The sequence below is a fragment of the Flavobacterium procerum genome, from assembly GCF_042431625.1.
Taxonomy (GTDB): Bacteria; Bacteroidota; Bacteroidia; order Flavobacteriales; family Flavobacteriaceae; genus Flavobacterium; species Flavobacterium procerum.
The window spans coordinates 114,135-136,504 of sequence record NZ_JBHLYW010000007.1 but is presented as its reverse complement, the minus strand read 5'-3'; the positions used below and the strand labels follow the sequence as shown (position 1 = coordinate 136,504).

21 protein-coding genes and 1 pseudogene are annotated in these 22,370 nt (G+C 37.2%); 3 read left to right on the top strand and 19 right to left on the bottom strand.

What is annotated here, in order from left to right; translation table 11 throughout:
• Positions 1-16: 16 nt before the first annotated feature.
• The 16 genes from ACFFLS_RS06100 to ACFFLS_RS06025 form a co-directional block, all read right to left on the bottom strand.
• Complete coding sequence (locus ACFFLS_RS06100; protein ID WP_379685653.1) at positions 17-568, bottom strand: hypothetical protein; 552 nt, start codon at positions 566-568, stop codon at positions 17-19.
• A 70-nt stretch (positions 569-638) separates the two neighbouring features.
• Complete coding sequence (locus tag ACFFLS_RS06095) at positions 639-1,655, bottom strand: hypothetical protein (protein WP_180856505.1); 1,017 nt, start codon at positions 1,653-1,655, stop codon at positions 639-641.
• A gap of 13 nt (positions 1,656-1,668) precedes the next feature.
• Complete coding sequence (locus tag ACFFLS_RS06090) at positions 1,669-2,793, bottom strand: XkdF-like putative serine protease domain-containing protein (protein WP_379685652.1); 1,125 nt, start codon at positions 2,791-2,793, stop codon at positions 1,669-1,671.
• Positions 2,794-2,847: 54 nt separating this feature from the next.
• Positions 2,848-5,175, bottom strand: coding sequence for a coiled-coil domain-containing protein (locus tag ACFFLS_RS06085; RefSeq protein ID WP_379685651.1), 2,328 nt, complete (start codon positions 5,173-5,175; stop codon positions 2,848-2,850).
• A gap of 2 nt (positions 5,176-5,177) precedes the next feature.
• Positions 5,178-5,699, bottom strand: coding sequence for a hypothetical protein (locus ACFFLS_RS06080; protein ID WP_180856508.1), 522 nt, complete (start codon positions 5,697-5,699; stop codon positions 5,178-5,180).
• Between the two features lie 29 nt (positions 5,700-5,728).
• The gene (locus ACFFLS_RS06075) at positions 5,729-8,221 is read right to left on the bottom strand and encodes a hypothetical protein (RefSeq protein WP_379685650.1); all 2,493 of its coding nucleotides are present in this window, start codon (positions 8,219-8,221) and stop codon (positions 5,729-5,731) included.
• Complete coding sequence (locus ACFFLS_RS06070; protein ID WP_379685649.1) at positions 8,221-9,426, bottom strand: hypothetical protein; 1,206 nt, start codon at positions 9,424-9,426, stop codon at positions 8,221-8,223. The genes ACFFLS_RS06075 and ACFFLS_RS06070 overlap by 1 nt, the downstream gene beginning before the upstream one ends.
• Positions 9,419-9,796, bottom strand: a complete 378-nt coding sequence (locus tag ACFFLS_RS06065; RefSeq protein WP_379685648.1) for a hypothetical protein — start codon at positions 9,794-9,796, stop codon at positions 9,419-9,421. The genes ACFFLS_RS06070 and ACFFLS_RS06065 overlap by 8 nt, the downstream gene beginning before the upstream one ends.
• Positions 9,768-10,190, bottom strand: coding sequence for an HK97 gp10 family phage protein (locus tag ACFFLS_RS06060; RefSeq protein ID WP_379685647.1), 423 nt, complete (start codon positions 10,188-10,190; stop codon positions 9,768-9,770). Before ACFFLS_RS06060 ends, ACFFLS_RS06065 begins: the two co-directional genes overlap by 29 nt.
• Positions 10,184-10,636 carry a hypothetical protein gene (locus tag ACFFLS_RS06055; RefSeq protein WP_379685646.1) on the bottom strand — a complete coding sequence of 151 codons (453 nt, stop codon included), beginning with the start codon at positions 10,634-10,636 and terminating at the stop codon, positions 10,184-10,186. Before ACFFLS_RS06055 ends, ACFFLS_RS06060 begins: the two co-directional genes overlap by 7 nt.
• A gap of 19 nt (positions 10,637-10,655) precedes the next feature.
• Positions 10,656-10,862 (bottom strand): hypothetical protein, encoded by a 207-nt coding sequence (locus ACFFLS_RS06050; protein ID WP_379685645.1) that lies wholly within the window; start codon positions 10,860-10,862, stop codon positions 10,656-10,658.
• Between the two features lie 50 nt (positions 10,863-10,912).
• Positions 10,913-11,296, bottom strand: coding sequence for a hypothetical protein (locus tag ACFFLS_RS06045; RefSeq protein ID WP_379685644.1), 384 nt, complete (start codon positions 11,294-11,296; stop codon positions 10,913-10,915).
• Positions 11,297-11,536, bottom strand: a complete 240-nt coding sequence (locus ACFFLS_RS06040; protein WP_379685643.1) for a hypothetical protein — start codon at positions 11,534-11,536, stop codon at positions 11,297-11,299.
• Between the two features lie 14 nt (positions 11,537-11,550).
• Entirely contained in the window at positions 11,551-12,756 is a 1,206-nt protein-coding gene (locus ACFFLS_RS06035) for a phage terminase large subunit (protein WP_379685642.1), read from the bottom strand.
• On the bottom strand, positions 12,731-13,150 hold the full coding sequence (locus ACFFLS_RS06030; protein ID WP_379685641.1) for a terminase small subunit-like protein: 420 nt from the start codon (positions 13,148-13,150) through the stop codon (positions 12,731-12,733). The genes ACFFLS_RS06035 and ACFFLS_RS06030 overlap by 26 nt, the downstream gene beginning before the upstream one ends.
• An 82-nt stretch (positions 13,151-13,232) precedes the next feature.
• A complete protein-coding gene (locus ACFFLS_RS06025) occupies positions 13,233-13,892 on the bottom strand; it encodes a sigma-70 family RNA polymerase sigma factor (protein WP_379685640.1) in 660 nt (219 codons plus the stop codon).
• 83 nt (positions 13,893-13,975) lie between these two features.
• On the opposite strand from ACFFLS_RS06025, the gene ACFFLS_RS06020 reads away from it, so the two are divergent.
• Positions 13,976-14,953 carry a restriction endonuclease gene (locus ACFFLS_RS06020; RefSeq protein WP_379685639.1) on the top strand — a complete coding sequence of 326 codons (978 nt, stop codon included), beginning with the start codon at positions 13,976-13,978 and terminating at the stop codon, positions 14,951-14,953.
• 140 nt (positions 14,954-15,093) lie between these two features.
• Here the strand turns inward: ACFFLS_RS06020 and ACFFLS_RS06015 are convergent, their stop codons facing one another.
• The 3 genes and pseudogenes from ACFFLS_RS06015 to ACFFLS_RS06005 form a co-directional block, all read right to left on the bottom strand.
• Entirely contained in the window at positions 15,094-15,564 is a 471-nt protein-coding gene (locus tag ACFFLS_RS06015; RefSeq protein ID WP_379685638.1) for a hypothetical protein, read from the bottom strand.
• Between the two features lie 167 nt (positions 15,565-15,731).
• A pseudogene (locus ACFFLS_RS06010) lies at positions 15,732-16,580 on the bottom strand (YifB family Mg chelatase-like AAA ATPase); the annotation flags it as partial.
• 77 nt (positions 16,581-16,657) lie between these two features.
• Positions 16,658-17,632 carry a Gfo/Idh/MocA family protein gene (locus tag ACFFLS_RS06005; RefSeq protein WP_379685637.1) on the bottom strand — a complete coding sequence of 325 codons (975 nt, stop codon included), beginning with the start codon at positions 17,630-17,632 and terminating at the stop codon, positions 16,658-16,660.
• 131 nt (positions 17,633-17,763) lie between these two features.
• Between ACFFLS_RS06005 and ACFFLS_RS06000 the strand changes: the two genes are divergently transcribed.
• Positions 17,764-20,760, top strand: a complete 2,997-nt coding sequence (locus ACFFLS_RS06000; protein WP_379685636.1) for an amidohydrolase family protein — start codon at positions 17,764-17,766, stop codon at positions 20,758-20,760.
• A gap of 37 nt (positions 20,761-20,797) precedes the next feature.
• The gene (locus ACFFLS_RS05995) at positions 20,798-22,105 is read left to right on the top strand and encodes an amidohydrolase family protein (RefSeq protein WP_379685635.1); all 1,308 of its coding nucleotides are present in this window, start codon (positions 20,798-20,800) and stop codon (positions 22,103-22,105) included.
• Positions 22,106-22,370 lie beyond the last annotated feature (265 nt).

Sequence of the window (22,370 nt, the reverse complement as noted above, 5' to 3'; positions counted from 1 at the left end):
AGATTAATTATTTAGCTTACACGTAAGGTTTGATTGCTGTTGCATAGTCGCTTAAAGCAGTTGAAGAAAGCACGTAGTTTCTTGAAAACTCTGATTCCTCTGTATGGAATGTTACCGTAAAACCGTTTAAGTCTGCGATAGCTCCACCCGTTTGGTCTGTGGCTGTAGTCGCTACCGCTCCGAACTGAGAACCAGCCGCCACTATAGACCCGTCATTCTTTTCTAAGAACAAAACAACCTCACCTTTGATAAGTTCATTTATTAATTTTACTGTTTCTAAGTCTGTACCTTTTGCAACATTGAATACACAAGGAATATCACCAACAACCGATGTTGAGCGGTTGTCACCCCCCATTGTTGCAGTTTCTAAATAGTTAACAGTTGTGTTTTTAAGTTCTAACCTTGCGATAGTTGAACCGCTGAATACTGTTGCAAGAGTAGTTACACCCGCACCAGTTACAGAAAGACGGTTTAAGCTGTCAAAAGATGCAACCCCCACCGCTTTAACCCCTGCCATACCTGACATACAAGCTAACTTACGGCTTTTTGAAATTGATGTACAACCCATTTTTATATACTGTTTTTCTTTTGGTTATAAGAGTGGTCGCACCTAAGCACGACCAGCCTTATTGTTATTTTTATCCTTGAATTGTGATGTATCTTTGGTTAGTTACCCACGTTGCAATTGATTGTTTGTTTTTGATGTATCTTTTTTGAGCACCGTTCGCCATTTTGTCAACTTCTAAGTAAGAAGCGTCACCGCTTAAGTCTAAAAGAACTTTTAAGTACTCAGGTAATGTTAACATTACAACTCCTACCATTGGGTGAAACTCGATTTTAACACCGTTGTATGAGATAACCTCGTTTGCTCCTGAACCTTCAACAAGGAAGTTGATATTTGAAGCTGCACCAACTGAGTTGTTAGCGATTTTGATTAATTGTCTGTGTGCTAATGGTGCGAAGATTCTAGGTTCTGAACTTGTAGCGTTGATTACTTTGTCAGGCGCACCAAGGTATAATTTACCGTATTCAGCTGCGATGTTTGCCGCTGTGTATGTAGTACCAGTTAATTTAACTGTGTCAGCAATACCTGCACCCGCAACCGTTTTGCTGTTTGAGTCGTTGTATAACGCTCTTACTGGGATTGAATCGAATTCGCTTGTTGGCATTGCTGCAACTGCTGCTTTGAATGAAGCTGATAATCCTGTTAAAGCTGCAACTGCTGATTTTGTAGCTGTTGTTGCTCCGTTCCATAAGTGGCTTTCTAAGTCTTCCCCGATTGCTGGCGCAACTTGGATAAGAACTTTTTTGTCGAACTCGTCAGATACTTGATTGAAAGCACCTTTAGCCATTGATTTTTCAAATCTTGTACCGAATAAAACAGCGTCGTCGATAACGTCACTATATTCAATTGATTTTAACGCAACACCTGTTTTGATTGCGCTTAAGTCAATAGTTCCGTCAGCTGTTACTGCATCTGTTGAACCCGCTTTCATTGTTACGCTTACTTTAGATTCGTAAACGTCCGCACCTGATTTAAAACCTTCTTGAATGTCGATTACTCTATCTCTAAGCGTTTTAGAATCTGCATATAATTCTGATTGAATTTCTTCTAAATCAGGGTTTTTCTTCCCCCCTGCATAATTTATTGCCATTTTTTAGTTAATATTACTTTTGCTTGTTATGTTGCATTTTTTCGAAATTGCTCATTTCGTCGTATGATTTTGTGGTTGCTGGCGGTATGTTTTTAATTGCTTCCGCTGCTGGCGTTTGCGCTTTCATTTCTGTTAGTTCTGCATCCGCTTTGATTTTTTCAGCCTGTAACTTCGCTAGTTCTTCTTGGGCTGTTGCCAAGTCTTTTTTCAACTGCTCGTTTTCCGCTTTTAGGTCTCCTTGGTCGTCCTTTGCAGGCTCGTCAGCTGGTGCGTCCTCTGCTTTTGGGTCTTCAGCTGGTGCATCTGCTGGCGTTTCGTCTGCCATTTCTTCAGCTGGTGTGTCCTCTGCTGGTACTTCTTCGGCTGGCTTGTCTTCAATTGCTGTAATCGTTCCTAAATCGTCCGTTTTATAGATTTTTGAGTCGATTTCAACCTCTGTATTTGCCATTGGTTCACCCGCTTCGTCTGTCAAGATTTCACCCTCTTTTAATTCAATCGCAAATACTTTTTTATCACCGCTTGCGAACTCTTTTTTGTCCTCATTAGCCATAAAAAAATCCTTGATTGATTTGAAAATGCTTTTTTTGTTCATTGTCTGCTTATTGTAATTCTCATTATTGTTAACCTCTTTGAACCCAAGGCGGGCTTCGATGCTCAAACCGTCAAGATTTCCGTTTTTTACCTCGTTCCAAACCTCTTGGTTATCGATTTTATAGCCCATCATCCAAGTACCTGCGGGTAAGTTGAAACCCATTGCATTAGATTTATCATTTGCTGGGTCTTGAACAATCCAAGATTCGAAAGGATAAACCCCCTCAATGTTTTCTTTTTGGTTGTGGTTGATATTGGTTGTAGAGTTGTGACCGTTTTTGAAGTAGTTTTTTTGCAACTGGTCGATTGTGTCTGACGTATAGAAAACCTGTGCGTTTTCACCATTTACGTCTGCTCTAAAGATTAACTTGTTAGGTATCATTGCAGGTGCGTAAACGATTTGTTTTTCGTCTTCCGTGAAGTGGAAAATTTGAGGTTTTTCAGCGTTGAAGTGTAGTAAAGTAGTTTCGAGTGCTGGGTCTTTCACAAGTGAAACTCTAAATACACCCTCTTGGTCTTTACTAAATACTAATTCATACTTTTTCATATGAATATTATAGATTGAAAAGCACTGAAAGTAAACGTTATGGGTTATTTATTTTTAGAAGCTGTTAGCTTCAACTTTCTTATTGTCTAATGTTTGTTGTGTCGTAACTTCTGAACTTACAACATAAGCTTTAATTGGTGCTTGGTTTTGCGAATTCTTAGCAACAGCACTGGCAATCTGATTCTCGCTAGATGCTTGAAAACTCACCTGAGGTGCTGCGGTTGCCTGTGTTCTTGTTCCTCCACCGCTTGACGTTTGGCTTGTCGGCATATCTGTTGCAGTTCCAGCACTACCCCCACCCCCTACGGCTTTTAATGCTTTACTTGTATTGGCAATAATGCTGGCCGCTCCAAGCGCACCAGTTGCAATGTGAACCGCTGACCAAGGCAAACCGAAGGTTAACGGGCTGCTTGCCATATCTTGCGAAACAGCCTCAACCGTGTTAATAGCTACCTTACCCAAAGCAACTGCACCATCTGCGACAATGATACCTTTTTGTACAGCTTTGTTCTTTTCGAATAACGATTTACCAGCAGATAGGGCCGCAGTTCCTAAAGCATTGATACTGTCCTGCTCTGCTTTCTTCTGTTCAAGTTTTTTGTCTGCGATTTCTTTCTCTTTATCCGCATTTGCTTTGGCTAAATCTGCCTGAGCCGCCCAATATTCGGTGTCTTGCTTCAATTGAGCCTCTTTGCTCTCTTTGTCTAACTCTAGTTGAAGCGTGTTATACTTCTCAGTTAGCAATGCTTGCAGGTCTCCCGTGTCTTCACCCTTTTGTCTGAACGCTTCCAGCTCTGCAAAGTCTCTTTCTTTCTGCAAGTCTAGCTTTTCTTGGGCTGTCTTTGCGTTCATATCCTGATTTGCTCGAAATGTCTGTATTTCTAGGTTGTTTAAGTCCTCAGCAATTTTCTTCTTAAGTTCGGCTTCGGCTTCGGCTGCTTTTTTAATCTCGTCAAGACGTTTTTTATTGGCATCCTCTTGCGCTTTAAGCTGTTCGTCGTAAGCCTTTTTTCTTGCGTCCGTTTCCCTTTTGGTTTCATCAACTAAAAACTGGTTATTTAGGTCAATTCGTTCCTCTTTTAAATCGTTGGTTTTCTTGTTATAGTCCTGCAATTCGTTGTAAGCGTTAAGCATTGCTTCTTTTTGCGCTTTTAAAGCCTCTTCGCTTGCGTCTTTTTCTTTCAGGTCTAACAGGATTGAACGCTCACGTAAAAAGTTGGTCTTCGCAATCATTGCGTTCTTTTGACTTAATCGACTGGCTTCGTTAATATGTGCATTAGCCAAGGCGTTAACCTCTTTTGCGCTTTTTCCGCTGGCTTCGGCAAGGTCTTCTTCAAGTTTGTTGTTACGCTCCAACTGTTTGAAAGCCTCTTTTCTAGCTTCGGTAAGTTTCTTTTGAGCCTTAAGATTATCTTCGGCCGCTTTGGTCTGTTTCTTTTCTGCTTCTTCATTGGCCGCCAGTGCTGACACAAGTAACCAAATACCTGCCGTAAGAGCTGCCACCGCCAAAGCGATTGCAACAACTGGGTTGGCTGCCAAAGCAACGTTATACGCCCATTGGGCCGCTGTAAGAATACCCGAAGCAACAGCACTAAGACCCTTTGCAATAATGTTCTTTTCTTCAGCCACTGTTTGTGCTTCTGTAGCAGCTGCGCTGGCAATAATTGCCATACGTACAATTTTAAACTGTTCCCCAAGTTCAGCAAGTCCTTTTAAACCCTCAGCGAAAGCCATAGCTGCTTGCATCTTGGCAAGCACCTTGGTTGCATCTTCACTTTCAACACCCAATACACCAATCGCACTGGCCGCAAAGTTTATCCCAGTGGCCGCAATTTGTGTAGCTGCTCCTAACTTATCCTTAAAGGTTGCTGCCGCCGCATCGACTGCCGCATCTGTTAAAACCTGCGTACGTCTATACTCACCAACAACCTGTAATAATCCTTGGTACTCTTCGCTGGCTTGTTGTCCAGCAAGCGCCAATTCGTAAAGACGGTCTTCGGCTTCACCCATACGTGTAGTAAGCGGTTGCAGTTCTCCGTAAACTTCCTCAAAGGTTGCGTTTAAGTCTCTCGTACTGTCTGCCGTTGCGGTGATTTGCTTTTGTAAATCGCTTACCGCTTTGGCTGCGTTTATGGCTTCTTTTGAACTTGCCCCGTATTGATTTGCCATTTTGGCAAGTTCTTTAACTGCTAAATCTAGTTGCGCTTTAAGTTCCTTTTGAGCCTTGGCGTTCTTTTCCGATTCGCTCGTATTGTCGCTTACGCTGTCGGTTGTATTGTCGATTGCGTCGGCTAGGTTGTTAACCGTTCTTTGTATTTCATTTGCATTGGTGTTGAAATTCAGGTTAATATTTTGTTCTATGTTCTCGTTTTGTTCTGCCATTCTTAGTAATCGTAACTCACTGTTTCAAAGTGTAATCGTAATGCTTGTACCTCACCAGTCCATTCTTTTAAAATGATTTGAAATTGAGACGGTGAAATAATTTTAAAGACGTTCTTACCTAATGAAGACCCGTTTTGAAGCAATACCGAACTTGTCGGCACTTGTTCGTACCAGCTTTTTACGATGTAGTTATTGTTTGGGTGTGAGTTTTGAAGGTTAACCGTAATGACAGTGTTGTTAGGCATTGACACACACGAAACACTGTTAGTATTTCCGTAGTGGCGCAGACGGTCGGATAATTGAATACCTAATTCGATACCAACCTCAACACCTCCAAAACTCCCGTTGTTGGCTGTAATCATACCTCGATTAAGAGGCTGCCCGCTTGTTGATACTGGTTGAAGTGTTTCCAAGTAATCAATTAAAGCTAGTTCAACTGCTCTATGCTCAGCAGGTTCTATGTTGCTGTTATCAGCTAAATTTGTGTTTACAAGTTCTTTTAATTCTTCGATGGTTAAAGCCATTGTTTAAAATCATATTTTTTCTTTTTTCGTTATAGTATTTGGTATTGTGTTGAATCGTAACCCGTCGGATTATAGTTGTATTCAGTCGGAACAATACCGTTGTTTAAATCGTCTAGTGTTATATAATTCAACAAGGTTAATTTTGTCTTCCCTGTCGTAATATCGATGTTCGCATCTAACACGCTGAAACGGGTTTCACCGATGATAATATCATTTTGAAGTCTAAACCCTGTTGGCGGTTCGTTCCCTCTTGTTGGGTTAACATAGATTTCGGAACTAGGTAAGTATAAATCGAACTTGTGCGAAAGTGAATTAACATTTAAAAGTCTTGTCGTTTGAGCCGAATAATATCTTTGGTACAATGATTCGGTTTTGTCTTTGTTTGTGTTGTCACCGCTCACGTCGTCAATTAGCACGCTGAAACCTAGAGACTGTTTAGTATTTGCGAACCAAGGCAACATTAACATATAACTGCTAAGGGGTGTTACGGTACTTTCAGCCAGTAAAAAACCAACCTGTAAACCGCTTGATAAAAACGTTAAACCATTATTCACAAATAAAACTAGCTCATTGTTGATTGGCTTATATCTGTTTTCTTCGTCAGCTGCTTCGTTACTAAATCCGTAATACGTTACTAAGTTTGTATTAACCACTGTACGGGGCGGGATAATGGTATAAGTTGTAGCTATTGAATATTCGTTTTTCTTGTTCGCTCCGTTGTCTTCGCTTACTTGTCCATACTCCAACCCAAGCGTATTACCTGCCGCATAATCAATGTTGGATTTGTATTTGCTCGTTGCGTGCTTAAAGTTGTATTTGGTATACTTATCTTGTACCGATTTTGTAAAGCTATCAGTGTTTACGTATGGCGTATAATCAACCTCACGTTTGGCGTAAATCTTATGTTCTTCGTTAACGTCCTCAATACTTAAAATCTGTAATTCGTTTGAATCAATAATCGGGTTGTAAATCGATAGGTTGAATGTCTTAAGGAATGATTGAAAGAAATCTACAACTTTAACCTTTGGCAGTGATGCCACAACGTCAATTTTACCACTCGAAACGGCTCTTTCGTTACCGTCGCTTATTGTGTCCTGAGTATATACACCCGCATAGTTATCTAACATACCCGTGTATTGTTCGGTAAACATATATTGAGTAAATATTTGTGTTTCTTCCCAAGTTGCAAGGTCTGCTTTAAACAAGATATAAGCCTCTAACGTTGGGTACAACTCATAGTTTAGTGTGTAATCGTTAAATGCTGTGTCAGGAACATCGATAAAAACGTCGTTATCGTGGTCATTGAACGCAATTGTTGAGCTAAGTATTTCCTCACAATCGGCTGGTGCTTTGTTCCCGTTGGGTCTGCGCAATGAAATTGTTATATTTCCGTTTGTTGATTGTGAAACGAAGTTCTTAAGCCTAACGTTTATACGAATATATTTGCTAGTTGTGTTAAAATTAGCTGGTGCAGGCATTGTTCCCGTTGCCTTATCACCAATATTGACTTTAATAATGTCGTAACCGTTACGTGTATAAGACGATGTTTTATATTTGTTAGGTGTTGAACCGTCTAGCACAAGCCAGTCAATCGGGTTGCTTGGTTGTGTTGGATATTCTAAAGCAATATAACCAGTAAGTGCAAAAGATTGCAGGTAAGTATTGTTGAATGTTCTTGCAAATTTTAGAACGTCGTTGTTTGTTAGTTTTTCCTCAGATACCGCACCATTAATCCAAACATACATTTCATTAAACAGCTTGTCATTTCTAAGCGGCAAGTTTACCTTTAAATCGTATTTCTTAAACATCATTTCAACGAGTGCCCTGTAACTAATTGCTGGCTTCAATTCAGTTGTTTCGATAGGGCTTAGCGTTGCACCTGTGAAATTTGCAGTATATGAGATATTGTCGTTTAAGTCCTCAACTTGGCTATAAGTCCAAACTCGGCTAGTTGATGCAAGAGGCGTTATGTAGTTAATTACAATGTCGTTTGCGCTGGTTGTTCCGCTGTTAACGTAATCTAGTTCCTTGTACAATAATTGTTTTGCGTGTATAGAATCTCTTGCAACTGTTGGTGTAAATTGTAAGCTGGTTGAACCTGTTAAGACTGTTGCCAAATCGCTGATTAAGTCCTCACCGATTCGCTCTTTAAGGCTTTTAAAATCTGTTTCAAAACTTCCCTGTATTGAGGTCATACCGTTATTATCATATTTCGCCTCTTCAACGTTGAAGTTTCCTGTTAGGTTTAAATTACCGTCACTGTAAATCTTGCAGGGAAAAGAGCCAGTAATGTTGGCTTTCTGTACGTCCGTATCACCAAAGAACAAAAGAGCCTTGCGGTTCTTCGGTGTTGCTGGAATGCTAAACGATAAAGAATAAGGCGCAAATACTTTGCTTAAATCTGTTAAATCCTTTTGCGTATATTTTACGTTGATTGATTCGTCTTCGCTAATGTCAAGTTTAACGTAATCTGTTGAACCGCTGAAAGGTGCTATATAAATTTCGGTAACTACCTGTTGCATTATTTAATATCTAGTATCTTGTTGTTAGTTTCGTCGAACTTAATTGTATATTCGATGTTAACTTTATTGTTTAGCCTTGTCATATTAACAAGTTCCTCAGGGTTTGAAATGATTACGGGTATTTGCTGGAACGTTGAAAAGTAACCTAAGCTTTCAGCTGTTACTGTATCATTATCAACCGTAATTGTAGTATCGTCAACCGTGATATAAGTATTATCGACCGTGATACCTGTAAGCTCTGTCGATGTTCTTTCACCACTGAAACGGATTAAATAAACCTTTGGGCTGTAAATAAGTTCTTCAATCAATTGTGTTGCCGTTTCGTCAATATGCCCCGTGTTAATTGTGTATGTCTGTGTCACGTCTATTGTGTCCCTAAGCGTTGAATGTATCTGCGAGTTATTAATTCTGCTTGGGTCTCTAAACATTCTATTTGAATTTGTTACACTGGTCTTGCTTGAAATTATCGTTTTACCGAATGGTGTAAAATAATCCCATAAACCCAGCTTATTCAAAAACACAATCAAATAGCTATCCTTTGCGCAAAAGCTTTGTCGTGCTGGCGGTGTGATTTTGGTTTGTGAAATCATATTACCACTAGTGCAAGCACTTACTGCCTGACCGAAGTTGAAAGTGTTTTCGAAATAGTTATCAACGTATTGGTTGTAGTATCTCAGCGGGGCCGCTTTGAATATGTCTGATTTGTTCGGTGTAATTCCGTTCGTTACCATTGAGTTCTGTTCGTAGTTCCATCTATAACCCATTGTTGCAAAACAAGTAGAACTTACAAGCGTAGTTGATACGATAGCGTCGGTTACGGGTTCTTGTTCTAATACTTCGGTTATGATTTGGAAAAATACACCCTGTCCAGTTTGTGCTGGCAATGCGTAAGGATTCCAAGCAAATTGCGGTTGATTTGTATTTGGTGCATTCTCAGGACTTACTAAATATGATTTGATTAAGTCGGCAATGTTGATTGTGATATATTCGTCTGAACGGCTAACGATTTCCTTTACTAAGATTTGGTTTGCTTCCCCTAATTCAGTGCTTTGGTCAGCGTTCCAAATCCAAAGATAATGCGTTACTTTTTTTATCTGATTACCAACGTTAACCGCTGTTTGTCTAATATGAATTGGACTGTTGCAAAACTGGATTTTATCGGGTGCGTCGATAACTGTTTTTAAGTCGTTTGTTAAATCAGGCATTTGTTGTAAATGGTTGTATGAGTATTTCCGTTATTTGTGTTACAATTGTTTTTGTTGCTTCGTCGATATGTCTGTCAACCGACTGCATTAATTCGTTTGGCTTCTGATACGCTCCGTAATAAACCTGTCCAAGCCAAAGCGTTGTATTGCCCTCAACCCTGTAGTTTATCGAATCTCTGAGCGTACCCCCTGCCTTGTTCAGGCTTCCAGCTGGGCGCACTCGGTCGGTCTTGTAAAAAGTGTCCTGCGCAACCCTAGAATTATGTTTTGCTTCTTCGTAAATAATCTCACCTAGTTTTAAAAGCTCTTCCTTGATAATCTTATCGGCTTCTATTTGTTCCTTAGTTCTTCGTTTTCTCTGAATCGCCATCGTTTTTGCGTAACTTTTTTAGTGTCTCGACAAGCTTCTTAAGGTTTGATGTTGTCTGTTTATTGCTTAGTGCAGGTGTCGGGTTTTTCTCAATTGCTCTACCGCTTTTCTTTACGGTTCTTTCTTTTATCCTGCCGTTGAAGTCTGTACCGATAACCTGATATTCGACACCCCTAGGCATCAACCTGCGGGCTATCTGTTCAAGTTTCGAGTTAATACCACTTGGGTTGTCCTCTCCGTAAAACCCGTAATACATTTGTCTAAAGATGTACTTACCGTTTGTCACCGTGTAGCTTATCGAACGTTTAAGCGTTCCTTGGTCAACGTGTGCAGTTGCTTTGGCTTCGTCAATAATCTGTTGTGCAATCTTTCTTACTTCGTCGTCGCTTAACATATCGTGCCTTGGTTAGGGATTGCCAACTCTAAATCAAATTGCACACCGTCTAGTGAATTGCGTGACCAGTCTTTAAGTTGTCTTAGCGTTGATTGTGATGTAATTTCAATATTCCATTCGTTGTGGTCTCTAAGCAGCTTATTTAATAGCTTATGCGCAATTGAATGTGTCTCGCTTACGTTGTCGATGTAGTTCGAATCGGTTAAGAGTTTGTTATCTGTTTGCGACGTTTTAAAATCACGTTGTTGGACTATCGTAATACGATAACTTGCTAAGATTTGGCTCTCTGTAATGTCCGTATCTTGCAAATCCAAGTTCACCAGCGGGTAAATATTGGCTAGCTGGGTATCAATTTGAAGACTTGGCAACGTTGAAATTGTGTTTACCAGTTCATTCTTTTGAAATTCTTTGATAAGCCAGTCGTTTAATAGATATATTTCATTCATTTAGTTTTTAGTGTTAATACTACTTTATGTTTTCTACCAGTCTTTTACGCAATAGATATTCAGCCCAAAAGAAAAAATCGTCTGTTTTCCATTTGTCAACCTCTTTGTATTTGCTTAAGTCTCCGTTTGTTATCAAATAATACATTTCAGGATAACCCCCGTAATGCTCGTTAAACGCTTTACGCTCGTATAAGCCCTGTGTTTCTTCCGCTGGCGGTTGATGCATATAAGGCGGGTTGAATATATACGGGTATCGCTCTTTATAGCTTAACAAGCTTACAAGAAAGACTTTGTAATTACTTCAACTTCGGCAAGGCTTACTTTGTTTATGTCAACTGGGATAAGCTTATACTTAGGTTTAAGCAGGATTTTAAGAAGTGCCTCAAAATCGTTTTCACGCTGGAATGTATCAACGTCGATGAACTTGTCTATTATGCTTAAATCACCGTCGTACTTGTATCTGAACTTAACACGTTTCGGGTCGGTGTGCATTGCTTTATTGAATGCGTCTAAATCAGTTGTTTTAAAGTACTCCTTAACCTTGCGTTTAATAAGTTCAACATCGGTTTCGTTTCCTTTTATGTCCTCGCTAAACTTGCATAAGGTTAAGTAAGGAATATCGTTTTTAGTTCTGTAAATTCTGTCTGTAACTCTCGGCATTTATTTGCTGATATTTTTTAATTGCTGAAATTTGTATACTGCTTTAAGCAATCCAAAATCAACAATGTCGTTATCGCTGAATAGTTCTTTGAAAACCTCTTCGCTCTCTAGTTCCGTTTCTTTCAATTCTCTGTAGACGTTTTTCAGGAATGGAAAAATGTTAACCAGCATCTTAATACTCATTTCGTTGTGGTCTGCTGGCTGTTGTTTACACGTCGTGCAAGGTTGTTTTTTTACCATAATAATTTAGTGTTTTATAATACTTGTGATTTCATACCGTAAAGCTTTTTAAACACAGCATAACCGCCCGCCTCGGTGATGTGGTCATAACCACCCGACTTATCAGGAACACCGTTTTTGTAAACTTGGTTTTCCAGTGCTTCGGTGTAGTTTGGGCAAGTCGTATCGTTTACGTAGTACTGCCCGTTTTCAAAAGCTAGGTTAACACTGTTTACCCTGTCGCTTATTGATGGGTTCTTACGTGGTGCGTCAATGTTGAAACCGTTTGATTTTATTATATCGAAATTACTTGCCCCGTTGCTTGCTCTCGATGCACCTGACGCATCGGGTATGACGTATATTTTATTGTTTTTGTATCTCTCTTTGAGAATGTCGCAAACATCTTGCGTATTAAACCCGTTTGTAATTTCATCAACCGCGTGTATAACACCGTTTCTAAGTACGTGTACAACCGCATTCATTTTTGTAACGTTGAAATCCAGCCCGATATATAAAGAATCTCCCGCCTGTATGGTTTCAGTTGAACGATTTACCTTTCTGTTGAACGATTTATATACGCTCGAACTGTTTAAATTGACAAACTCACCGTTGATATAGGCATTAAATAACGCCTCGCTGTAAGATTCCCTTAAAGTTTCGATATATCCCTCAGGTAAAAACGGGTTGTCGTATGTTCTTGCTCTAATTACGTTCTTGTTTGTTGTCCATTCCTTGACGAAAAACTCATAAAGCCAGCCGAAACCCTCAGGCGTTGAAACCGTATCAACACAATTAGGCTGGTTGTTTGGTAATTTCAACCTGTTACGCCCTAGGATTCTGATAAATATATCGGACATTTTGCCCTTTGGTAGTGTGTCGGCTTCGTCAATCATTGAATAAGCCACTTCATAACCAACGATTTTGTTCGGGTCGGACATATTACGAAGCAGAATTTTACCGTAATCTGTTGTTATCGTGTTGTCGTGCTTGTTTATTTTGAACCTGATACCAAATTCTGTCAGTATCTCGCTGAACTTAGGCAAAGCAATATCTTTGATAAGTGCATACGTTGGCAGATAATACGCCACGTTTAAACCGTTATACTCAATCTTTTTAATGACTGTCTTTAAGACCCCAGCGTGTGACTTTCCCGCACCATATCCACCAATTAAAGCAGTGTGTACCGCATTAGATAAAAGAAACTCTTTTTGGTGTTTAAGCGGTGCTATCGTCAGCTGCATTAATATCTATAAATTTAATCGACGTTATCGGTGATGTTGTCATATCGTCAACGATTACCTTTTCACCATATTTAGCTGGGTTCATTTTCCCAAGCATCCATTTAAGAGTATTGATTTTTAAACGTCTGTCGTCAACCGAATCTTTAACAATGGTTTCCACAAGTTCACCGCCTCGGTATTTCTTTATTTCTTTCGGGCTGTCGCTAAATGCGATTCGCATCATTTCATCAAACAAAAAATTTTCCCTGTGCTTTTGTGCCTCTTTATACATATCGTTATACTCAGGATTTTTCTTTAACCACATTGTAAACGTTGAAGGTGATACAACCCCGTATGTCTGCAACGTTACCGTTAAAGGGCTTCCGCTTGCAATGTCGTCGCAAATCCTACGCACTGCGTCTTGCTTTTCTTCTTCTGTGTATTTCTTGTATTTACTCATACTGATATTATAGTATGAGGTTTGAAATAAGTAAAACCTAAGCGTAGTATTTTTTTAGTGTTTCATTGCTCCTTAGCTTTTTAAGTATGCCATTTAGCTTTTTCCACATCAATTGGGTTGGTGCTTTGCTCAAAGTATCGGGTGCAACATTCCAATTACTGCCAATCTTGGCAAGCGTCATTTTTTCTTCGTAGCAAAAGCGTTTAAGAAGTATATCAGTTTCTTCTTCACTGCAAATCTGCTGTACGATTATCCAAAATAACTGAATGTCAAACTCGCTTTCGTTTTCGCTGTCAAGTTCAACGTCGTCAATATTTAAAAAGCTGGGTTTGATGTAATTCTCTTTGGCTACCTGTGATACTGGAACGCTAACAATATTGTTAACCTGCTTTAATCCTCTTTGTATTTCGTTGGTGATACATTTAATTGCGTACGTTGAAAATTTTATATTTTTGTTGGGGTCAAAATTTTCTATTGCATTAATCAAACCTATGAAACCGAACTGTTCTGCATCCTCAATGCTTGCTGAATTGAATTTTTTAGAAATGAAAAATACCAGCTTAATATTTGCTTTGAATAATATATCTTTGGTTTGCTGGTTTGGGTTAATTTGAAGCTCCTTAAATAACTCCAGTTGCTCCGAATAAGGAATAACAACCGCTAGCCTTTGCGTTTCATTATATAGTTGTTTAATCATTTTATATAAATTATGAAACAACTATAAGTTAAAAACCTCAAGAGTAAAGATTGTAATTGTATTAACTTAAAAAAATACTTGTAATGGGAAATAGAAATGATGGTAAATCATTAGAGAGAACTATTAGATTAATTCAGGAAACTTTTAAAGATTCTGAACATACCGAAGTATTCCCAAGCCATAAAATAATTTGTCCAAATGGATTAACAAGAGAATTTGATGTTATAATAAAATCCAAAGTCAATGGAATGAATATTTGCATCGCAATGGAATGTAAAGATTACGGAAAAAAAGTAGCAGTTGGTATAGTTGAACAATTTAAATCAAAATGTGATAGTATAAAGGAAATAAACAAAATGGTCATTGTAAGTCCTAAAGGCTTTCAAAGTGGTGCTGTAGTACAGGCAAAGAATTTTGGCATTGAACTAATGACAGCTGAAGAAGTTAGCACTGAATATTTAAATGATTTAGTGACTCAAATTTCACATTATAACTTAAAAATCATAGATATCAATAATTACAGATATAATATTGCTTCTCAAAACGAAGATATCTTAAATAATATTGATATTAATCTTGAGACTAAATTCTATGAAAGTGAAACAGGTAAAGAATTAGGGGTTGTTGAGCTGATAAAAAAGACAATTGATGCAGCTGGACAAGCAATAAATGCCTTAGCATTAAAACATTACGTCAAATTCAAAAACTCACTTGAAGAAAATCCAGCATTTCCAGTGAGTTTAGGTATGACATTTCCATTTTCTAAGTATTATATTAATGATATTAAAGGAAATAGAGTTAATTTGACAGAATTTAGATTTGATGTTTCAATCAAATTGGTGGAAATAATTAGTGAAGTATCTGGGCGAGTTATAAAAAATCAAGATGATTCTATTCAAGCCCATTCTATTGTACTTAAAAATGACAATAAATCAGAAAGTGAACTTATTATTAAACCTGATAATGATTTTAATTTGTTTTATACAGAGAATAAAGAAACTACACAACTTAAAAAGCTTTTTAAATATGACCCCAAAACAAAAGAAATTAGAAAATGCTAGAATAAAAAACACCTCACATTAAATAAGCACAACAATTACTGTTGACAATATGCGGACAAAATCCTTTTAAAAACAAACGTCCAATCTACATATATAATAAAACCGAAAGAAGATTCTTGAATATTCTTTACCACTTGATTTTATCGAAGTCTATTAAATCTATTATTTAGTGGCTTTAAAGTTTTACCTAATATATTTTCTAAATTATTAATTTCTGTTCTATTATATTCATTAAAATTAATCAATATTAAATTTAAATTTTCAAAAGCAAAACTAGCTGCTGATTCTAATAAAAGGTCTGTAATCTCAATCTTTACTTTTTTCTCATCCTTAATAATAGCTTTTAAAAGACTATTAAACCACCCACTTTTTCGAATATCAAAATGAGCAGGTATCCTTTCTACAAAATTCCTTGCAACACAGTTACCAACATAATAATATCTTACAGGACTTTTAAAAATATAAACACCGTTACCCGTATAAATTGGCTTCCCATTATGATAAACTAAATCTTTAATTTTCATTTCCTTTAAAGGCAAACCATCCATTTTATGAACCATATCAACAAGTTGTTCTGTTGTTTCGTTGTTATAATTAATTAGATATTCCATAGATTTTAAATCATTTTTTGATAAATATAGAATATCTGAATGATTATAATAATAACACTTATCAACATTATTAACTTAAACATAAGTTTTGATTGCTTATTCATAAATAATTAATTTAATTTTCCTTTTGGTACTTTAATTTATCTTAATTTTACATCCACACATTAAATAAATATAACATTAGAAATCATGTGATGCGGGCTCCTGAAAGGCCTTTGATTCATTAATCCAACTTCTTTTAGTTTCCCTGCAACACTATGGATTTTAGTAGTCTCTAAAGCTTCACGAAGTGTCATTGGTGGCAATATGCTCGGAACACGTTTTGCAAGCATTGTTTTTCCCGCTCCAGGCGGACCGATTAAAATAATATTGTGGCCTCCTGCTGCCGCAATTTCCATACAACGTTTTATGCTCTCCTGTCCGCGCACATCAGAAAAATCAAATTCAGGAAAATCTAGGGTTTTATAAAATTCTGAACGCGTATCTATTACAGTTGGCTTAAGAGAATCTTTTCCGGCAAAAAAATCTATTATTTCCTTTAGATTTGTTACTCCATACACATCCAAACCGGCAACAATAGCGGCTTCTTTTACATTTTGAATTGGCAGAAAAAATCCTTTATAACCTTCTTCTTTTGCTTTTATCGCAATCGGCAATGCGCCACGAATGGGCTGTAAACTTCCGTCAAGCGAAAGCTCGCCCATAATAATATACCGTTCAATTTCAGGTGCTTTTATTTGGTCTGAGCCTACTAAAATTCCCATTGCAAGAGTCAAATCATAGGAAGAACCTTCTTTACGGAGATCCGCCGGAGCCATATTAATCGTAATTCTTTTTCCCGGCATCGCATAGCCATTATTTTTAAGTGCCGCCGCAATTCTAAAACTGCTTTCCTTAATAGCACTATCAGGAAGGCCGACCAAATGATACCCGATTCCTTTATCCATATGCACTTCTACTGTAATAGTAGTGGCCTCAACTCCAAAAACGGCGCTTCCGTAAACTTTTACAAGCATAAAACTTATCATTAAAATATTTTTCAAACTAACAAAAAATATTTTAAAATATAGCTTTTTTACTACAAAATATAAAACTAAAAAGAAAGTGCAATCTGACTTTTAATCTCTTCCACTATCCTACTCAAATCTAAACTATTCTGATGTGACCATAACTTACTTTCAATCTGATTATTACGAATGCAATTAAAACATTCAACCGCTTCATGAGTATAACCTTTCCCCAAAGTAGGCAGACTAAAAACCGTTTCTTCTTCATTTTTAAATAAAGAATAACCATTTGCAACGTACCAAGGCGAATTTAGTTCGATTCGTCCTTCTGTTCCGGATATTGATGCTTTCATATCAGATTCTGAAACTATTGATGCGTGCAAAATCGATTGAGCAGATTCGTATTGCAAAATCATAGAAGTTTGCAAATCAATATCGTTTTTATGTTTGATTGCTTTTGCGATAATCTCATTTGGTTTTCCTAATAGCATATAAGACAGAAATAAAGGATAAACGCCAATATCAAACAAAGCGCCTCCGCCTAAATTTTTATCAAAAAGTCTTTTGTTTTCTGTTTCACTTCCGTGAAAGGCAAAATCAGCTTTTACATAATTTATGTTTCCAATTGTTCCCACATTGATTTTCTGCAAAATATCTTGAACAGCTGGTATAAATCGCGTCCAAAAAGCTTCCATAAAAAATTTATTGTGTTTTTGAGATGCTTCAATCATTCTTACAGCATCTGTATAGGAAAGCGCCAGCGGTTTTTCGCATAAAACATGTTTGCCGCTTTTGAGCGCTTTGATGGTCAATTCAGTATGAGAATCATGAGGCGTTGCAATGTAAACAATCTCGATTTCTGGATCTTCAAACAAGGCATCATACGAATCGTAAGCTTTTGAAATATTGTACTGTGAGGCAAATTCATTTGCTTTTTCGATGTTTCTCGAAGCACATCCTGACAAAATCATATTGTCGAGTAGCAATAAATCGGCAGCAAACTGATGGGCAATATTTCCGAGTCCCACAATTCCCCATTTTAGTTTTTCAACATTCATCATAAAAAATTATCTATTCATTAAAAAATAAAGACTTTATTCGAAACCCACTAAAATAAAGAAAAACATTAACAAAAAATAAATCTCATGTAACATATATTTCATATTTTTAGCAGCAAAATTGTAAATAACCTATGAAAAAAGCCCTATTACTAGTTTTTTTGAGTGTTTTTTTAACAAAAACCTACGCTCAGGAATACTTTCCCGTAAATGAAAGCGTGCATAACAAAAACAAAAATTACACTGTTTTGACCAATGCCGTGATTTATGTAACTCCAACCCAAAAAATTGAAAAAGCAAGCTTACTGATCCAAGACGGAAAAGTAGTTGCAGTTGGAAATTCCATAACTATTCCGAAAAATGCAATCAGTATTGATTTGGCTGGAAAAACAATCTATCCTTCATTCATTGATATTTACACCAATTTTGGAATTGAAAAACCAAAAAGCAATATGCCTCCCGGCCGAAACCGAAATCCGTTATACGATACTAAAAAAACTGGTTATTACTGGAACGAAAGTGTAAGACCTGAAGTAAATGGTCATGAAGCTTTTAAATACGACCAACCAAAAGCAGATGAATTTTTAAAAGCTGGTTTTGGTGTTGTGGGAACGCACATACCAGACGGAATTGCACAAGGATCTGGTGCTTTGGTTGCACTAAACAGCACAGAAAACAGCAAACAAATGATTGCCAATAAATTAACCAATCATTTTGCATTTACCAAAAGCGCTTTGACCAATCAGGCATATCCAAGTTCGCTAATGGGTATGATGGCTTTACTTCGTCAAATGTATCTTGATTTGGATTGGTACAAAAAAGGAAATTCTGAAACAAGAGATTTGTCTTTGGAAGCCTTGGCAAATAATGAAAAACTAGTTCAAATTTTTGCTTCAGAAGACAAATTAAACAGTTTGAGAGCTGCTAAAATTGCTAAAGAATTTGGCTTGAATTATGTGCTGAAAGGAAGCGGAAATGAATTTGAAAGAATTGAAGAAATAAAAGCAACCAATGCAAAATTCATCATTCCGATCAGTTTTCCTGATGCTTATGATGTTTCTAATCCGTATTTGTCAAACCAAATCGAATTGGCAGATATGCGTTTCTGGAACCAAGCGCCTACAAACTTAAAAGTATTGTCTGAAAACGGAATTACTTTTGCGCTTACGACAGATAAACTAAAAAAAATAGACGATTTTAAACCGAATCTGCTTAAAGCAGTAAAATATGGTTTTGACAAAACGAAAGCGCTTGAAGCTCTAACAACTATCCCTGCCGCAATTTTAGGAAAAAGCAATGAAGTGGGAAGTTTGAAAGTGGGAAGCTATGCCAATTTCATTATCACATCTGGTGATTATTTTGATGAAAAAACGGTATTATATGAAAACTGGGTTCTTGGAAATAAATTTGTAGTTAACGACATGACTACAAAAGACATTCGTGGAAACTACGATTTAACAATCGGAAAAGATCTTTACAAATGGAAAATTGACGGAACTGCGGAAGCACAAAAATCAGAGGTTACTACAGCAGATTCTAAAAAAGTAAAAAGCACTTTTGCTATTTCTAAAAATTGGATTTCACTTGTAATCAAACCTGCAGATACTATTAAATCAAACTTTACACGTTTGACTGGACTTGCAGAAAACACACCTAACTTATCAGGAAAAGCTGTTCTTTCTACTGGAGAAGAAGTGGCTTGGAATGCTGTAAGGACAAGCGCATTTGTTGCTGTAAAAGATACGGCAAAAGCAGAAAAGCCAAATGCTATTCTTCCTGTAACTTATCCAAATATTGCTTTTGGAGAAAACAAAAAACTGACTGCGCAGACTTTATTGTTCAAAAACGCAACGGTTTGGACCAATGAAAAAGAAGGAATTTTGACTGAAACAGATGTTTTGATCAAAAATGGAAAAATTGCTGCTGTGGGCAAAAACCTTTCAGATGCATCTGCAACAGTAATTGATGCAAAAGGTAAACACATTACCAGCGGTATTATCGACGAACACTCTCATATTGCAATTTCTAAAGGGGTAAACGAAAGCGGACACAATTCGACAGCCGAAGTTACCATTCAGGATGTTGTAAATTCAGAAGACATTAATATTTATAGAGATTTAGCGGGTGGTGTAACTATTTCGCAATTACTACACGGATCTGCTAACCCGATTGGAGGTCGTTCTGCAATCGTAAAGTGGAAATGGGGACAATCTCCTGAAGAAATGCTGTATAAAAACCAGCCTAAATTTATCAAATTTGCTTTGGGTGAAAACGTAAAACAAGCCAACTGGGGAATTGATAACCCAACACGTTTTCCACAAACTCGTATGGGAGTTGAGCAAGTCTTTACCGACTATTTCCAATTGGCTAAAGAATATGACGAAAGCTGGAAAAAGTTCAATGCTTCTAAAAAAGGAAAAGCACCAAGAGTGGATTTAGAATTACAGACACTTGCTGAAATCTTAAATAAAGAGCGTTTTATTACGTGTCACTCTTATGTAGAATCTGAAATTTTAATGCTGATGAATGTTGCAGAAAAATTCAATTTCAGAGTAAACACTTTTACTCACATTCTTGAAGGATACAAGGTTGCTGACAAAATGAAACAACATGGTGTTGGCGCTTCTACATTCTCAGACTGGTGGGCGTATAAATTTGAGGTAAACGATGCTATTCCGTACAACGGGCCAATTATGCACAACGAAGGATTGGTAGTAGCTTATAACTCTGATGATGCTGAAATGTCAAGAAGACTAAATCAGGAAGCAGCAAAAGCTGTAAAATACGGAAATGTTTCTGAAGAAGATGCTTGGAAATTTGTAACACTTAATCCAGCAAAACTATTACATATTGATGACAAAGTAGGAAGTCTTAAGGTAGGAAAAGATGCTGATGTAGTTTTATGGAGCGAAAACCCTTTATCTATTTATGCTAAAGCTGAAAAAACAATCATTGAAGGTGTAGTGTATTTTGACATCGAAAAAGATGAGCAAAAACAACAAGCTGTAACCAAAGAGAGAAATATGCTGATTGGGCAGATGCTGCAAGAAAAAAACAAAGGAAACAGCACGCAAGCACCAACAAGAAAAGAGAAAAAAGAATATCACTGTGATACTTTAGAGCAGTTTTAAAAACTTTGGAAAATTCTAAATGATAAAGAAAAACATCATGATACATAAAAATATATATAAACTTCTATTATTGTTTTGCGCTTCTATTCAGCTGTCCGCACAGCAAATACCCGCACCAAAACAATCAAAATCTGTTCTGATCTTAAACGCGACTGCACACTTAGGAAACGGAACCGTTATACCAAACAGCGCCATAGGATTTAAAGACGGAAAACTGACTCTTGTTGCAGACGCTTCGACAATCAGACTTGCAGACAATGCATACGACACAACAATTGATGCAACCGGAAAACACATTTATCCTGGCTTTATTGCACCAAACTCAACTCTGGGTCTAGTAGAAATTGACGCTGTAAAATCGTCTGATGATGAGGAAGAAATCGGAAGCATTAACCCAAATGTACGAAGCATTATTGCTTACAACTCAGAATCTAAAGTAGTAGAAACAGTTCGTCCAAATGGCGTTTTAGTAGCACAGGTTACTCCTAGAGGAGGCAGAATTTCAGGAACTTCATCTGTTGTGCAACTAGATGCATGGAGCTGGAGCGATGCTATTTTGAAAGAAAATGACGGAATTCATTTGAATTTCCCTTCCAGTTTCAAAAGATCGGGAACATGGTTCGAACCGGGTGTGATTGAGCCCAATAAAGACTATCCAAAACAAGCTGAAGAAGTTAATACTTTCTTTGTAAATGCAAAAGCATACAATCAGGATACTCCAAAAGAAAGAAACATCGTTTTAGAAGCTGCAAAAGGTTTGTTTGACGGAACACAGATTCTTTACATTCATGCTGAAGAAGAAAAACAAATTGTAGATGCCGTAGAAATGGCTTCTAAAAATTCAATCAAAAAAATTGTTATTGTTGGTGGATTTGAAGCACACAAAGCTTCGGAGGTTTTATTGAAATATAATGTAGGTGTTTTGCTTAGACGTGTTCACGATATGCCGACCAGTGATGATCAGGACGTAAATCTTCCGTACAAAATGGCAAAAATCCTAACGGACAAAGGAATCATTGTTGGACTGGAAAATAGCGGTGACCACGAACGTATGAGCGTTAGAAATCTTCCGTTTTTAGCTGGAACTTGCGCCGCATTTGGAATGGATAAAGAAAAAGCGGTTCAGTTGATTACTTCTAACACTGCCCGTCTTTTAGGCATTGACAATCTTTGTGGTACATTGGAAACTGGCAAAGACGCGACACTATTTATCTCTGAAGGAGATGCACTTGATATGAGAACCAATAAACTGACAATGGCATTCATTCAAGGAAGAAATATTAATTTAGATACTTTTCAGAATAAACTGAATACTAAATTTAAAGCAAAATACAACCAGAAGTAATTCTTAAAACTACTTTCTTAAAAAGACATCAAATGTAAAGCGTTTGATGTCTTTTTTTGTTCAAAAAACCATCATTTTTAGAAAATTAAGGACAATACCGCAACATTTTGACCAAAAAGCAAGTTTTTAAGGTCCAATTTCGAACAAAAAACTTCACAAATAACAAATCCAAGACAAAATAGATTACCAAATCATAAATTTTTACATTGTTTTAACATATAGAATAAAATTAGAGGGGGTTAAAATGAAAAATTAACAAAAATTA